The organism is Marinobacter sp. GH_1 (assembly GCF_048595985.1).
GTDB lineage: Bacteria > Pseudomonadota > Gammaproteobacteria > Pseudomonadales > Oleiphilaceae > Marinobacter > Marinobacter shengliensis.
On the sequence record NZ_CP184460.1, the window covers coordinates 253,391 to 267,818 of the forward strand.

Genomic DNA, 14,428 nt, shown 5'->3' on the forward strand with positions numbered 1-14,428 from the left:
ATTGGGTTCATTCCATCCAGGTTCCCGGCTGTGGAGTGGTAAATCGCAAGACGGAGTTTGGTGCCTCGCAGTCTGGCTTCATGTGCTGGTCGCTCAGCAACAGGTAATGGTCCCGGTGTGCGGTGCCGATGTCTGCGGCGCCGTCGGTGTTGAAACAGGAAAGGGTGTGTCGGTCCGCCACAATCAGGTAGCTGTTTAGCGTCTCCTTCATCCACAGCCAGGCATTGCGGTCTTCCTGCTCCAGTGAGCTGAAGAAGCTGAAATGCGTGAAATCCCGCTTCGAGAACAGGATGAACTGCTCACGAAAGTCGATCATGCCAATTTGCCCTCCGGCGGGCACGATTTGCTCCGCGGCAGACATAACATTCCGGGGCGTGCGCAGGGGCTCCAGTATCCGGTAACCCCAGGTGGAGAACAGCAGCCAGCTCAGCATCAGGGCGATGAACCACCGCCCCAGCGCATGAGAGCGCCAGAGCGCCGCCAGGCTTGCCAGCCAAACCAGGCCCAGAGTGAACATGAGGGAGCCGGCCTCATGCCATTGCGACGGGTCCCGGGTGTAGTCGGCCAGCTTGTGCACCAGGCGAGGATTGTCACTCCAGGCCAGTGCGCCAATGGCAACTAGGGTGATCCCAAGCAGCAGGTGCAAGCCAGTCATGGCGGGCCCGAACCAGCGGGCCGGGCGCTGCCCACTCAGGGCTGGTGCCAGGCTTAGGGCCAGGGCCGGTAACGCCGGCAGCACATACACCCCGCGCTTGCCCGGGCTCAGGCTGAAAAATGCCACCACCAGCACTACCCAGGCCAGCAGCACAACAACCTCCGGCTGGCGCCTGAGGACTTCACGAACGGGTTGCAGCAGCGCCAGCAGTAACAGCGGCAAAGGGAACCAGAGCGAGGGAATCACGCTGGTGAGATAGTAATACCAGGGCTGGATGTGGCCCCAGGAGTCTGCGTAGCGTTCGCCGGTCTGTTTGAACAGAATGTTGTTGCGATAAGCCAGGGCTTCGTCAGTCCCCAGATGATTGACGGCCAGCACCATGGGCACCAGCCAGGCCGCCACCACCGCGAGCATGGCCAGTGGCCCCAGGGCGCAGCGCCAGGTGAGAGTGCCCTGAAACCGCGAAGGATCCCGGAATTTGAGGGCCAGAATTGGAATGAACATCAGGGCGGGCAGAAAGCCGACGCCTTTGGTGATAATGCCCAACCCCATGAAGGCCCAGGCCACAAAATACCAGCGCCAGGACGGCGCGACGAAAAAGTGCCTTATCAGCCCGTAACAGGCCACCATGACCCAGCAGGCGACCATGGCATCAATCTGGGCCCTTTGGGCCTGAATCAGGAACTGAGGTGCCAACATCAGTAGCAGGGCGGCGATGGCGCCGGTGCGTTGATTCCACAGGCGGGTGCCCAGATCGAACACCAGCCCCAGGGTCAGCAGGCTGCACAGGGCGTTGGGTAAAAGAAAAGCGATCTTGAGATTGCCGGTCAGCCAGTAGAAGCAGGCGATGGCCCACATGAAGACCGGCGGCTTGTCCGGGTAAAGCTCTCCGCCTCTCATTGGAAGCAGCCACTGCCCGGAGTCCACCATCTCCCGCGCCACTTCCGCAAAGCGCGGTTCGTCGGCGGGCCAGGGTGATCGCAATCCCATTCCGGACAGAATCAATAGGGCCGCAAAGCCGAGCAACAGTAAAAACAGACGGTGTCGCGGCAGGTTGAACAGGGTTTCTGGTAATTGGCGTAAGAACGTGGTCGCAGGCATGGACAGAACTCAGGATGGATCCGACACAGGTTCGGCCAGGGTCTGGTTGCGCTGGCTGTGATAGAGGAAGGCGCCGATGGCTGAGGCCAGCGCAAACAACACGATACTGACCACGATCTGGGTGGCATCGGTCTGACCAATGCCCGCACCGGCAAGGGCAAAGATGGCCGTTTGTGGCAGGTAACCGAGAAGGCTGCCGCCGATAAAAGGCACGAATCGAATGCCGGAGCAGCCGGCGATGAGGTTGGTGGCCAGGTTGCTGCCAACCGGTAATAACCGGACCATAAGCACTTTAAGCCAGGTCTGCTCACGGAATAGTGCGTCAAACCGGTCCAGTCTCTTGCCGAAATGCCGCAAAAGGGTTGCCCGCAACAGGCTGCGGGAGACCCAGAAGCAGCCCGCGGCTCCAACTGCGGTTGCCAGCGTCGAAATGATGGTTCCCTGCAGACCCCCCAGGGCAAAACCCAGAACCAGCGCCAACAGCTGCCGGGGCGCGCCAATGCCGGTATACAAGGCACCCGCCAGGGTAACGATCATCAGCCCTTCGGGGCCATGGCTATTCAGGTAGTCGGACACGCGTGCCTGGTCTGTCAGAAAGCTGAACCAGCCGTCGTGCATGGCGAGGTAGCCAACCAGTACCAGGGCAACGAATGACAGCCAACGAATGCCTTTTGCCATCTCAGGCCTGTTCCGTTGTCTTGTTACCGGTGTGGAGATCGGCGGTGGTGAGGATTCTCGGCACACGGGTGCGGTGGACCAGCCACATAACACCAATCATATCGACAATGCCGACCCAGGCTCGATTCCAGGCGGTGTATTTGGAGATCCCTGCCGTCCGGGGGCGGTGATTGACTTCAACTACGGCAATCTCACCTCCAAGGCCCTTGATCAATGCAGGGATAAAGCGGTGGGCATGGTCAAACCAGGGCAGTTTCAGGAAGGTGGACTTGGGAAACAGTTTCAGACCACAGCCGGTATCGGGCACCCCGTCGTGCAGGAACGCACTGCGGATGCGATTGGCGAGCCGGGATTGAAAACGCTTCCAGGCTGTATCCTTGCGGTTCTTCCGATAGCCCGCAATACAGAAGTCCCGGGAGCGCAGGCTGTAGGCTTTTTGCAGAAGCGCGGGTATGTCGGCTGGGTCATTCTGGCCATCGCCATCCATGGTCACAATCAGTTGACCGGTGGCGCGCCGAACCCCTGTCGCCAGGGCTCCGCTCTGGCCAATACTTTGCTCGTGCCGGACAGCAACAAGTCTGCCTCCTACCGCGTCGGCCGCTCGCCGGGCGGTTGCCAGGGTTTGGTCATTGCTGCCGTCATCCACGAGCACGACTTCAAAACCGGGGTAGTCCCTCATAATACCGAAAGTTTCGGTCAGCAGGTTTGCGATGTTGCCCTGCTCGTCTCTGGCCGGTATCACCAGTGACAAAGTCTGCCCTTGCGCCATTGAGTCCATCTCCCACCAGTTTAGCTGTCACCATCGCTGACGATGGTCAGTGGGGTAGTATCCGCAGGTAAGCTTAAATAAACCTTAAGACGGGACTCTGGATCGTGAATAACGAGCGGGCAGCCAGACGTGCACGCACAGGCCCGGTTCGCCGTCGTCTCGTCCTGACAGATGCAGGTGTCCACCATGGAGTTCGGCAATGCGCCGGGCAATGGCCAGGCCCAGCCCTGCACCTCCGCCTTTTCGCTGGTCCAGCCGCACAAAACGGCTCAGGGCCCGTTCCCGCTCGGCTGCGGGAATGCCTGGACCCTGATCACAGACTGAAATGGCATAACCGTCGCCCGAGGGCGCCAGGTGGGTTGTGATCACCGTGTGTTCGGGGCTGTACTGAATGGCATTGGCCAGTAGCGAACGCATCAGGGTGTTGATCAGGGCGCTGTGGCAGCTGATCAGCGATTGGCTGGCGTCGTCCTCAAGCACCGGTTCGATGTTCTTCCTGAGAGCCAGGGGGGCGACGTCGGCAATGCTTTGCTCCAGTATGGCAGAAAGGTTGTGGTATTCCGGCGCGAAATCCGTGCCCGCGTCTACCCGGTTGAGCAACAACATCTGTTCCACCAGGTGCACCATCCGGTCAACCGATTGAATCAGGTCTGCGTATTGCGCTGGATTGTCCTCATACACTTTCTCCAGGTTCAGGCGCAGCGCCGCCAGGGGGGTACGTAACTCGTGGGCGGCGTCGGCCGAGAACCTGCGTTCACGGTCCAGGGCCTGGTTCAGCCGTTTCAGCAGGCCGTTGACCGCGTGCACCAGCCCCGCTACTTCTTTCGGGGCCTGGCGGTCGTCCAGCGGGTGAATGTTCTCCGGTGCCATGTTTCGAACCGGCTTCTCCAGCTTCCTCAGGGGGCGGAAGCTCACCTGGATAGAGGCCAGCACCGCCAGCGCAAGAAGCGGAAGCGCTAACAGGAAGGGCAGTACATTGCCCAGGGCGATCTCCTGGCTGAGTTCGTCCCGAACGTCCTCCCGCTGAGCGGTACGAATCCAGAACCCGGTGTCCGGATCCTGGAGGGTGAAGGTTCGCCACTGGAAGCCGGCCGCCTCCTGCCAGGCAAATCCCGGTTCCAGACCCCGGGCATTGTTGGCCCGGAGCGTATCCAGCACCGGTTGCTGGTCCGGCGTCCAGACTTCAAAAGCGATTTTCCGTTCATATTTGTGGCCAGAGCCGTCCGGCAGTATCTCATCTTCCTCTTCGTCACCTTCAAACACGGCGTCCGGTAACTCGAGGGTTCTGGACAGGGTAACAGCCAGCTGCTCGATGGATTGTGTGCTCGACAGGTGCTCTACCAGGCCTTGCACAATCCGGGTGCTTTGGGCCAGCTCAGCGTCGAACAGTTCCTCCAGTTGATGATCACTCACGTAGAAGCCCCAGCCGGCCGCAATCAGGGTAATCAGAAACACGGTGCTGGTGATCAGCAGGATCAGCTTGCGGGTCAGGCTCATGCGTCGTCGCCCTCTGCGGCGGCCTTGCTGTCCAGCAGGTAGCCAACCCCGCGGACGGTACGAATCGTGTGTTTGCCTACCCGTCGGCGCAGGTGATGCACGTGAACCTCCAGGGCATTGCTCTCGGCACCCTGGTCCCAGCCATAGAGCTGCTCTTCCAGTCGTCGCCGCGTCGCCACCTGGTCCGGGTGACGCATCAGGTAATGCAGGATCTGCAGTTCGCTGCGGGGCAGAACCGAGGTTTCCATGCCGACCTGCAGCTTGCCCGAATCCGGATCCAGTGCCAGCCGGCCAACACTCAGCCCTGTGGCCCGGGTGCCGGAGCCCCGGCGGGTCACGGCCCGGATACGGGCCTTGAGTTCGGCCATGGCAAAGGGTTTGGTCAGGTAGTCGTCTGCCCCGGCATCCAGCCCCTGAAGTTTCTCGGTCAGGTCGCTACGGGCCGTCAGTATGATGATGGGCACATCAACCCCCTGCTCACGGACCCGGCGGACAATGTCCAGGCCATCGATGCGGGGCAGGGTCAGGTCAAGAATGGCCAGGTCAAAACTCTCGTTCAGCAAGGCGTTAAGGGCCTGTTGGCCATCATCCACCCAGTCAACAGTGTTGTGACCGTCACGGAGCATGCTCAACATGGTGTTGGCCAGGGGGTGGTCGTCCTCGGTCAGAAGTATGCGCATTTGGCAGTTGGTATCCGGTCGTGTTTCAACTCAAAGGTTGCTCGTGCTGTTCAGTGTAATTGAAAGCTGGCGATTTGCCGTCGGAACGGGCCCGCAGTGCGGCATTAATATGTTCGGGTTTGAGGAAGAACAGAAAGTACCGGCGGTTCTGGTCGACCGGGTCGGCTACCTGCTCCAATTGGCCAAGCAAGTCATGCTGGCCCTTAGCCACGGCCACAGCCACAGGCCGGGGCAGAGTGCCGCTCGCAAGCTGGCGGCTGAGGGTGTCCACGTCAATGCCATCGACCCGGCCATCGCTGTAAAACCGCGCGGAAAACGGAGGTTCGCCAGTGTACACAAGCCGGGTCAAGGGGCTCCCGGTAAGTTGGGTTGCGGCCGTTACCAGCTCCCGTTCGGTTTTCAGTTGCTCCGGATGCAGGCTCACCCAGCCGCCGCCCAGGGTGCCCAGTACGGGGATGAGCAGGGTGGCCGCCACGGCGGTGCGTGTAATGCGCCGGCCGGTGTCCGGTGTCAGTAATCCGGAGGCGAGCGCTGCTACAAAGGGTAGTCCCGGCAGTACATAGGTCCAGAGTATGTTGCCTGCCAGGGTAAAGAACAGGGCCGGTGCCAGCGCAGCCAGTAAGACCAGAGTGCTGGCGTGCTGTTCGCCGCCGTGCCAATGCTGCAGTTTGGCGGCTCCGCGCCAGTGGTTGCGCAGAAGGCCGGCCAGCGCCGCAACCCCCCAGGGCATGCTGGCAAGTACCAGGTAGAGCCAGATAGAGCCCCGGGGGAAATCGTGGGCGCTGCCGTACAGATCACCCTGCCAGCCGCTGACCACAAAGCGCTTGATGTGCTCGCCGATAATGAAGTAATCCAGGAAACCGGGGGTCTTCAGTTCCGCCAGAACATACCAGGGGGCCGAAATCAGCAGGGTCAGGGCCAGGCCGCGAACCCAGGGCAGGCTGTGCCAGAGGGTCTGCCAGCGGTTGAAGGCGAGTGCCCAGAGGAACACCGGCAAACCGGTCAACACCAGGATCAGCGGGCCCTTGGCCAGCAGGCCAACAGCCAGGCCGATGAAGAACAGCCAGCGCCAGGCCGGCGGGCCACCCTGCAGGCGAATGACCAGGCTCACCAGAGTAAGGCTGGTGCCCAAGGCCAGGAACGAATCGGTCATCACCGTCCCGGCGCTCAGAAAGCCCAGTGCGGTGGTGGCGTAGATCAGCGCCGCCCAGAGCCCGGAGGTCCTGGCGTCGTTGCCGAGCGGGTCGGGATGCAGGTAGCGCCGCAGACTGTACACCAGCCAGACGATGCCGACATTGGCCAGCCACGAGGGCAGGCGGCCGGCGAACTCGCTGACACCGAACAGCTTGAACGACAGTGCCTGGGTCCAGAATGACAGCGGCGGCTTGCCCCAGAAAGGCACGCCATAATCAAACCACGGGGTTATCCAGTCACCCGTTTCCGCCATGATTCGCGCCATCTCCGCGTAGCGGGGTTCTGTGGTGTCTGCGAACGGCAACAGGGCAGACAAGCCGAGCCGGGCGGCAAGCACCGACACCAGCAGCCAGAGCAATGTGTTACTGGTTCTGGTCATGGCCGGCCACTCTCAGCAGGGGTTGTGCGTAAGGCGTGGTTGCCTGGCTGTCTTCCGCCACGATAAAGACCGGGCGTTGCTTGGTTTCCATATAGATGCGCCCGATGTATTCCCCCAGCAAGCCGACACACAGCAGCTGGACGCCGGACAGGAAGGTGATCATGGTGATCAGGGAGGCGTAGCCCGGTGTCGAAACGCCGAAGGCCAGCGCCCGGATGACCTCCCAAAGCCCCACAACACCTCCGGCGCCGGCGGCCAGTAAACCCAACACCAGGGCCAGTCGCAGTGGCCGGGTGGAGAAGGAAGTAATGCCCTCCATGGCCAGGTGAATGAGTTTCAGGTAATTCCACTTGGTGGTGCCTGCGATTCTGGGGTCGCGATCGAATTCCAGGGTTACGGTGGGCATGCCGACCCAGGCAAACATACCCTTGAGGTAGCGGTTGCGTTCCGGGAGCCGGTTCAGTGCCTCGACCGTGCGCCGGCTCATCAGCCGGAAATCGCCGGTATCCACCGGGATTGGCGAATCGCTGATGCGATTGATCAGGCGGTAGAACAGGCTTGCCGTGGTTCGCTTCAGCCAGCTTTCGCCGGCCCGGGACCGGCGTTTCATCAGCACCACATCCGCCCCTTTTCGCCATTCGGCAATCATGTCGTGAATCAGTTCGGGGGGATCCTGAAGGTCCGCATCCATAAGCACCACGGCCTCGCCGCGGGCGTGCTCCAGGCCGGCCGAGACCGCTGCCTCTTTTCCGAAGTTACGGGATAGCTGCAACACGCGGATTTCCGGCTGCCGCTGCCTGGCCGCCATCAGAATCGCGACCGAGTCGTCACGGCTACCATCGTCGATAAACAGCAGCTCGAAGCTGCCGTCGAGCTGCTGCCCGGTGGTCCAGAGACGGGCCAGCAGAGTGGGCAGTACCTCGGCTTCGTTATGCACCGGAATGACGATGCTCAGCATCGGCTTAGGGGAGCTTGAGCGTTGGTTTTTCATGGAAAACAAACCTCTTGGCAAAGAAGAAATTGGCCAGTGTGGCCGTTGCTGTGGCAAAGAACTGCGCAGCCAGGATCTTGAAACCGGCCAGGCTGAGAACAGAGAAACACAGAAGGTTAAGGCCCCAGCCTAGGTTGGCTGCGGCCAGATACCGTGGCAGGGCGACCCGGTGTGGCAGGCCAGAGGCGAATGCGTATTGGTGCTGGGCCAGGTAGTTGAATGCGAGTCCGGCCGTGGCGCCGGCAGCCGTTGAGAACGCCGGTGCAAGGCCCGCCTGAACCAGCAGCCACATGATCAGCCAGTGCAGCAGTGTGGCGATTCCGCCGGCCACAAGAAAACGGGGCAGCCTGCGTTGAAACCATTGATGGGCATTGAGCATGTGCACGTACGTCTGTGTCGGGTGTTGTCGGGATAGCCCCGAGGTTGCCCGCAATCTACGCGCTCATTCTTAAGCGAGCCTTAACCGGCAGGCGGCAGAAACCTTAAGGCGCCCTTAAGGTTTCTGCCGGGCTCGCTTAAGACTCATTTAAGGCAGCGCTCCTAATCTGTCAGCTGTGAACAAGTGCCCCCGAGGGGGCAGACAGAGCAAGCGAAGAGAGGGCTGCCATGACTGATGCGTTAATGATGTCGACCTGTTGTCCCCCGGACTCCGGGGAGTTGGTTCCGGCTACCCGCTGTGCTGGCCGCTGGTTTTGTGAAATCCGGCCGGACACCGCGATGGCGCAGACGGTAGCCGACTTCATCCGGCGGCGCTTTCAGCATGCTTACGGTGCCGAGCCATCTCTGCGCATCCCTCGCCTGCTGGCTTTGACAACGGCGCAGGGCACCTTGCTGGCGGCCGTGGGTGTCCGTGATGCCAGCCAGGAAAAACTGTTCCTGGAAGATTACCTGGTGCAACCGGTGGAGGCGCTGATGCCGGCACCCGGCACCCGGCGCGACCGGATCGCGGAAATTGCCCATCTGGCGGGGGTCGAAGCGGGGGTCAGCCGGTACCTGTTTGCCTCGTTGTCGGTCTGGCTTGATGGTGCCGGCTATGACTGGGTGGTGTGCACGGGCACGGATCAGCTGCGGAACAGCTTTCATCGGCTGGGCATCGCCACGCAGGTGCTGGCCGATGCCGACCCTGCACGCCTGCCCGACGGCGGCGCGGGTTGGGGTAGATACTACGACCACCATCCGGTGGTGATGGCTGTCCGCGTGTCCGATGGCTTGTCGGCGCTGCGGGAGGCGGGCTTGCTCAAGCTGGTGCAGCGCGTTACCAGTCCCGTAACAACGGGCCAGACCGATGCGGGGGATAGCTATGGTTGCCTTGCCTGAACGCTTGCATGAACGGGTGCAACGGCATCCGGAACGGGTGGCCCTGCGTGGTGAGGATACCGAGCTTAACTATCAACAGCTCTGGCAGTCGGCGGTGGCCGTTGCCGGCCAGTTTCGGGATCTTGGCCTCACCCGTATCGGGTTGTGTGGCGACAATACGCCGGCCTGGGTGGTGGCGGATCTCGCCTGCCTGATTGCGGGCGTGGTGTGTGTGCCGGTACCGGTGTTCTTCTCAAGCAGCCAGGCTGATCACCTGATCCAGCGCGCCGGCCTGGATGCACTGGTGTTCAGCGTTGAAGCGAGACCGGCTGAGCCAATTGGGCACGGTCTCTGGCTTCGCCATCTGCCGGTGTCGTCTGCACCGGCGTGGATGCCGGAGCAGACCGCCAAGATTACCTTTACCTCCGGCAGCACCGGCACGCCGAAAGGTGTGTGCCTGTCGGCCGCGCAGATGGCCGCTACCACTGATGCGTTGCAGCAGCGGCTGGATGGCGTGGAACTGCAACAACACCTGTGTATTCTGCCGCTCGCAACCCTGCTGGAGAACGTTGCCGGGGTTTACCTGCCCTTGTTGATGGGCGCAACGTTGACCATTGCGCCTTTGCAAACCCTGGGCATGACCGGAAGCAGCGGGCTGGATGTGTCCAGGCTGGCGGCCGGGCTGAACCGGCACCAGCCCCATTCGGTGATCCTGGTGCCGGAACTGGCCATGGCACTGGTTGCTGCGGCCGAGCAGGGGTTGCTAACCACGGATTCGTTTCGTTTTCTGGCCGTTGGTGGCGGCCGGGTATCACCCGACCTGCTCGCCCGGGGCCGGGCCATGGGATTGCCCCTGTATGAAGGCTATGGCTTGTCTGAGTGTGGTTCGGTGGTGGCGTTGAATGTGCCGGGTGCCGAGCGCGAGGGCGCCGTGGGCCAGCCGCTGGGCCACGTGCAGGTGCGCGTGGACAGTGAGCATCGGATTCTGGTGCGGGGCAACACCCATCTCGGTTACCTGGGCGACGAACCCGAAGCCGAAGGCTGGCTGGACACCGGTGATCTGGGCGCCCTGGACGCCGAGGGCTTTCTTGCCGTCAACGGCCGGGCCAAGAACCTGATGATTACCAGTTTCGGGCGCAATATCAGCCCGGAGTGGCTGGAAAGTGAGCTGGTGCAGGCCGTGGGCGCTGCCCAGGCGGTGGTGTTTGGCGACGGCGAGCCACAGCCCAGTGCCCTGTTGGTGATTCGGGATGGCCGGAGCCCGGACGCGGTGCGTGAGGCTCTGGTGAGGCTTAATGCCGGGTTACCCGACTATGCCCGCCTGCAGGCCGTGTACCTGCGCCGGCACCCCTTTAGCCAGGCCGAAGGCCATATCACCACCAACGGCCGACCGGTGCGGCACCAGATACAGGCAGACCTGCCCATGCTCATGGCCGAAGCCTTTCCCTTGTTTATGAACCTATCAGTGCCTGCGGGCACTTCTACCCGACAGACAACGCCAGGAGACCCCAATATGGCATTTTTTGACCGACTGCAATCTGAAACCGAACAGGCCCGCGCCCATGTCACCAGTGCTCCGGTGATTCAGGCGATCCGCGAGGGCCGCTTTGATATTGAAGGCTACACCTGGTTCCTGACCCAGGCCTACCACCACGTCAAGCACACGGTACCGCTGATGATGTCCTGTGGCGGACGGCTGCCGGAGCGCCTGGAATTTGTACGCAAGGCACTGGTGGAGTACATCGAGGAGGAGTACGGCCACCACGAGTGGATCCTGAATGACCTGGACGCCTGTGGTGAAGACAAGGAGGCCATCCGCCATGGCCAGCCGGATACCTCCATCGAGCTGATGGTGGCCTACCTGTACGACCGTATCCAGCGTGGCAACCCGGCGGCGTTTTTCGGGATGGTGCAGGTGCTGGAAGGGACGTCGATCGAGCTGGCCACTCCCCTGGGCGAAGCTATCCAGAAGCAGTTGGGGCTGCCTGACCAGGCCTTCAGTTATCTGTACTCCCACGGTGCCCTGGATCAGGACCACTTCGAATTCTTCCGTAAACTGATGAACGACATCACCGATCCGGATGACCAACGAGCGATCATCGAGGCGGCGCGCATGGTGTATCGCCTGTATGGCGACATGCTGCACAGCATTCCGCTGTCGACCGGTGGCAAGGAGCAACGTCATGAGGCTGCATGACCGTACCTTCCTGCTGCTGGGCGGAACGGGTGGCATTGGCCAGGCTCTGATCGGGCCGCTGGTAGAATGCGGTGCCCGGGTAATCGTTGGGACCCGGCACCCGGACCGGCTGGAAAAGCGTGCGGGCGTTTCACCGGTGCACCTGGAGCTCGCCAGCCCTGAACTGGATCAACAACTGCAACAATTGAGCGAAGTGTATCCGGATATTGACGGAGTGATTCACTGCGCGGGCCAGAACCGGTTTGCTGCCCTGGAAGCCATGGCGGTTAGCGACCTGGATGCGCAGCTCATGGTCAACCTGCGTTCCGCCATGCTGGTGGCTCGGCATTTTGCGCCTCGTTTCAGGAAAACCGGCCTGGGTGCGCTGGTGTTTGTAGGGTCCACCTTCGGCAGTATCGGTTTTCCCGGTTACACCGCTTATTGCGCCAGCAAGTTCGGCTTGCGTGGTTTTAGCGAAGCCCTGCGCCGGGAACTGGCAGACACCCCGGTGCAGGTGGTTTATGTGGCACCGAGGGCGACCGCCACGGCGATGAACCCGGCGGCGGTAAACGAGCTGAATCGTGCCCTGGGCAATGCCATGGACGCGCCGGAAGCTGTCGCGGCCCAGATTCTTCAGGCTATGGAAAAAGATGAGCGCCGGCGTTTTCTGGGCTGGCCGGAAAAGCTGTTCGTGTTGATCAACGGCATCCTGCCGAAGATCGTGGATAAAGCCATGCTCAAGCAACTGCCGGTAATCCGGCGCTTTCTGGACTCGGGAGCAGTGTCATGAAGTGGATGGTTATGGTGTTGGCCGGTGTGCTGGCCATGCCCGTATGGGCCCAGGATGTGCAGACCGAACTGTCGCAGATCCAGCAACGCTGGGCGGAGATCCAGTACCAGATGCCGGATAAGGAAAAAGAAAAAGCATTCGAAACGCTGGCGGAGGAAGCCGATGCCTTTGTCAGTCGCTATCCGGACCGGGCCGAGCCACTGATCTGGCAGGGTATTGTGCTCAGTACCTGGGCTGGCGCAAAGGGCGGGTTAGGGGCTCTCAGGCTGGTGAAAGATGCCCGTGCGTCTTTGGAGGCGGCTCTTGAAATCGATCCGGTCGCCCTGGAGGGCTCAGCCTATACCTCCCTTGGCAGCCTGTACTATCAGGTGCCCGGATGGCCGCTGGGTTTTGGCGACGATGACAAGGCGCGGAAGTATCTGCAAAAGTCGCTCGCTATTAACCCCGACGGCATCGATGCTAATTATTTTTTCGGCGATTTCCTGCTGGATCAGGGTGAGCCCGAGCGCGCCCGTGTCTACCTCGAGAAGGTACTGGCGGCAAGGGGTAGGCCTGGCCGTGAGGTGGCTGACGAAGGCCGGCGGGCAGAAGCAAGGGCCCGCCTGAAGAATCTGTGATTGCAGCTCGCTGCGCCGGTCGGGCTGAACTACACTCTTCAGGAGGCAAGAGTGGCAATGCTGGGGAGAAGGGCCGTTCATGGCGAGCAAAGACGGGGCAGGCCGGCCGGAAAGCATGCCTGCCCATTTCTTCCGGAAGTTGGCGTCAGGGGTCCCCGGCGTCCTGTTTACCTATTGGCTGAGCCCGGATGGGCAGTCCCACCGTTATCCTTATGTCAGCGACCAGGTTAGAGACCTGTTTGGTGTTGAACCGGCAAGACTTAATGAGGATGCCGGAGCGGTATTCTCCGTGATTCACCCGGACGACTCGACCGGCGTGGTGGAAAGCATCGTGTATTCGGCCCAGACGTTGGAGCCCTGGCGCTACCGGGCTCGCCTGAGGATGCTTGACGGCTGCTATCAATGGTTTGAAGCCCACTCGGTACCTGAACGTCAGCCCGATGGCAGTACGCTTTGGTATGGCCAGTTTCACAACATACAGCACTACAAGGATTTGGAGCAGACCCTGCGGGACAGTGAGGCGGAGTTCCAGTTCCAGGCAGGCTTCCAGAAGCTGATCGCCCGGTTGTCCGGGGAGTTTATCCAGCTTGGATTTGGCTCGATCGACGAGTGCATAGACGAGTTACTCCGGGCTATTGGAGACTTCTTTGGCATTGACCGGGCTTACGTCTACCGGTTTTCGCAAGATCACCTGACAATGACCAACACCCACGAGTGGTGCGCGCCGGGCGTGGTGTCCCTGATGCCGGATCAGCAAAACGTGCCGATTGAGGACTTCCAGTGGTGGCAGGCGAAGATCAACTCGATGAAAAGCCAGAATCAGGTAGTTTTCATTGAAGATGTCCGTCGGTTACCGCCCGAAGCCAGCAATGAGCGTGCCCTGCTGGAAGCTCAGGGCGTCAGCTCCATGTTCTGTGTGCCCATCTGGATACGTGGCCAGGTCATGGGCTTTTTTGGTGTTGATTCGTTGTCGCAACGGCCCTGGCGGGAGGACATGGCAGATCTTCTGATCATCGTCTCCGGCCTGCTGTCCGGCGCTCTTGAGCGCAACCGGCTGGAGGAAGACCTGCTGAACCAGTCGATCCGGGACCCTCTCACCGGCCTTCATAACCGCCGCTACCTCATGCCGAGACTCGATGAAGTGCTGGCAACCTGCAGTCGCCATGGTGAACAGTTTTGCCTGGCGATGTTCGACATCGATCACTTCAAGCGGATTAACGACAATCTGGGGCACCAGGCCGGGGACCAGGTGTTGGTGCGATTTGCCGAGCTGCTACTGGCAAATACGCGAAATACCGATGTGGTGTCCCGGTATGGTGGCGAGGAATTTCTCGTGGTGTTCACAGAAATGGCGGATTCGAATGTTGAACCTCTGGTGGGGCGAATCATGCAGGCCGTCAGGGCCGAGCAGTTTGTGATCGGTGGCGAGACTTTCGGGATCACTGTAAGTGCCGGCTCTGCATGTGTGGCGGAGCTTACAGAGGAACCTGTCAGCCCCCATGCCTTGATTGGCCTCGCAGATCAGCGCCTTTACCAGGCCAAGCAGGGTGGCCGGAACTGCCTCGTCGATGCATCGGGATTATCACGCATATAATAAAACAGCAT

At 61.1% G+C, this 14,428-nt stretch carries 13 protein-coding genes; 5 read left to right on the forward strand and 8 right to left on the reverse strand.

The genetic code is table 11. The features are described from left to right. Nucleotides 1-7: 7 nt before the first annotated feature. From ACNSOI_RS01115 to ACNSOI_RS01150, 8 genes are all read right to left on the reverse strand, one after another. The gene (locus ACNSOI_RS01115) at nt 8-1,756 is read right to left on the reverse strand and encodes an ArnT family glycosyltransferase (protein ID WP_354445073.1); all 1,749 of its coding nucleotides are present in this window, start codon (nt 1,754-1,756) and stop codon (nt 8-10) included. 9 nt (nt 1,757-1,765) lie between these two features. Next, on the reverse strand, nt 1,766-2,434 hold the full coding sequence (locus tag ACNSOI_RS01120; protein ID WP_354445075.1) for a TVP38/TMEM64 family protein: 669 nt from the start codon (nt 2,432-2,434) through the stop codon (nt 1,766-1,768). 1 nt (nt 2,435) lies between these two features. Then, nucleotides 2,436-3,203, reverse strand: a complete 768-nt coding sequence (locus ACNSOI_RS01125) for a glycosyltransferase family 2 protein (protein ID WP_354445077.1) — start codon at nt 3,201-3,203, stop codon at nt 2,436-2,438. A gap of 84 nt (nt 3,204-3,287) precedes the next feature. After that, complete coding sequence (locus ACNSOI_RS01130; RefSeq protein ID WP_354445079.1) at nt 3,288-4,700, reverse strand: ATP-binding protein; 1,413 nt, start codon at nt 4,698-4,700, stop codon at nt 3,288-3,290. Beyond that, nucleotides 4,697-5,380 (reverse strand): response regulator transcription factor, encoded by a 684-nt coding sequence (locus tag ACNSOI_RS01135; protein WP_354445081.1) that lies wholly within the window; start codon nt 5,378-5,380, stop codon nt 4,697-4,699. The genes ACNSOI_RS01130 and ACNSOI_RS01135 overlap by 4 nt, the downstream gene beginning before the upstream one ends. Before the next feature lie 25 nt (nt 5,381-5,405). Then, complete coding sequence (locus tag ACNSOI_RS01140) at nt 5,406-6,953, reverse strand: ArnT family glycosyltransferase (protein ID WP_354445083.1); 1,548 nt, start codon at nt 6,951-6,953, stop codon at nt 5,406-5,408. After that, on the reverse strand, nt 6,937-7,944 hold the full coding sequence (locus ACNSOI_RS01145) for a glycosyltransferase family 2 protein (protein ID WP_354445085.1): 1,008 nt from the start codon (nt 7,942-7,944) through the stop codon (nt 6,937-6,939). Before ACNSOI_RS01145 ends, ACNSOI_RS01140 begins: the two co-directional genes overlap by 17 nt. Further along, a complete protein-coding gene (locus tag ACNSOI_RS01150) occupies nt 7,916-8,323 on the reverse strand; it encodes a GtrA family protein (protein WP_354445087.1) in 408 nt (135 codons plus the stop codon). The genes ACNSOI_RS01145 and ACNSOI_RS01150 overlap by 29 nt, the downstream gene beginning before the upstream one ends. 227 nt (nt 8,324-8,550) lie before the next feature. On the opposite strand from ACNSOI_RS01150, the gene ACNSOI_RS01155 reads away from it, so the two are divergent. From ACNSOI_RS01155 to ACNSOI_RS01175, 5 genes are all read left to right on the forward strand, one after another. After that, entirely contained in the window at nt 8,551-9,261 is a 711-nt protein-coding gene (locus ACNSOI_RS01155) for a thermostable hemolysin (RefSeq protein ID WP_354445089.1), read from the forward strand. Beyond that, entirely contained in the window at nt 9,245-11,437 is a 2,193-nt protein-coding gene (locus ACNSOI_RS01160; RefSeq protein WP_420194930.1) for an AMP-binding protein, read from the forward strand. Before ACNSOI_RS01155 ends, ACNSOI_RS01160 begins: the two co-directional genes overlap by 17 nt. After that, complete coding sequence (locus tag ACNSOI_RS01165; protein ID WP_354445093.1) at nt 11,424-12,206, forward strand: SDR family oxidoreductase; 783 nt, start codon at nt 11,424-11,426, stop codon at nt 12,204-12,206. Before ACNSOI_RS01160 ends, ACNSOI_RS01165 begins: the two co-directional genes overlap by 14 nt. A 5-nt stretch (nt 12,207-12,211) precedes the next feature. Then, nucleotides 12,212-12,823, forward strand: coding sequence for a tetratricopeptide repeat protein (locus ACNSOI_RS01170; protein ID WP_420195694.1), 612 nt, complete (start codon nt 12,212-12,214; stop codon nt 12,821-12,823). A gap of 79 nt (nt 12,824-12,902) precedes the next feature. Further along, on the forward strand, nt 12,903-14,417 hold the full coding sequence (locus ACNSOI_RS01175) for a diguanylate cyclase (protein ID WP_354445097.1): 1,515 nt from the start codon (nt 12,903-12,905) through the stop codon (nt 14,415-14,417). Nucleotides 14,418-14,428: the final 11 nt, after the last annotated feature.

Excerpts from the sequence above, each read along its gene's own strand:
- ACNSOI_RS01115 (WP_354445073.1), bottom strand. The coding sequence starts at position 1,756 with ATGCCTGCGACCACGTTCTTACGCCAATTACCAGAAACCCTGTTCAAC.
- ACNSOI_RS01120 (WP_354445075.1), bottom strand. The coding sequence starts at position 2,434 with ATGGCAAAAGGCATTCGTTGGCTGTCATTCGTTGCCCTGGTACTGGTT.
- ACNSOI_RS01125 (WP_354445077.1), bottom strand. The coding sequence starts at position 3,203 with ATGGCGCAAGGGCAGACTTTGTCACTGGTGATACCGGCCAGAGACGAG.
- ACNSOI_RS01130 (WP_354445079.1), bottom strand. The coding sequence starts at position 4,700 with ATGAGCCTGACCCGCAAGCTGATCCTGCTGATCACCAGCACCGTGTTT.
- ACNSOI_RS01135 (WP_354445081.1), bottom strand. The coding sequence starts at position 5,380 with ATGCGCATACTTCTGACCGAGGACGACCACCCCCTGGCCAACACCATG.
- ACNSOI_RS01140 (WP_354445083.1), bottom strand. The coding sequence starts at position 6,953 with ATGACCAGAACCAGTAACACATTGCTCTGGCTGCTGGTGTCGGTGCTT.
- ACNSOI_RS01145 (WP_354445085.1), bottom strand. The coding sequence starts at position 7,944 with ATGAAAAACCAACGCTCAAGCTCCCCTAAGCCGATGCTGAGCATCGTC.
- ACNSOI_RS01150 (WP_354445087.1), bottom strand. The coding sequence starts at position 8,323 with ATGCTCAATGCCCATCAATGGTTTCAACGCAGGCTGCCCCGTTTTCTT.
- ACNSOI_RS01155 (WP_354445089.1), top strand. The coding sequence starts at position 8,551 with ATGACTGATGCGTTAATGATGTCGACCTGTTGTCCCCCGGACTCCGGG.
- ACNSOI_RS01160 (WP_420194930.1), top strand. The coding sequence starts at position 9,245 with ATGGTTGCCTTGCCTGAACGCTTGCATGAACGGGTGCAACGGCATCCG.
- ACNSOI_RS01165 (WP_354445093.1), top strand. The coding sequence starts at position 11,424 with ATGAGGCTGCATGACCGTACCTTCCTGCTGCTGGGCGGAACGGGTGGC.
- ACNSOI_RS01170 (WP_420195694.1), top strand. The coding sequence starts at position 12,212 with ATGGTTATGGTGTTGGCCGGTGTGCTGGCCATGCCCGTATGGGCCCAG.
- ACNSOI_RS01175 (WP_354445097.1), top strand. The coding sequence starts at position 12,903 with ATGGCGAGCAAAGACGGGGCAGGCCGGCCGGAAAGCATGCCTGCCCAT.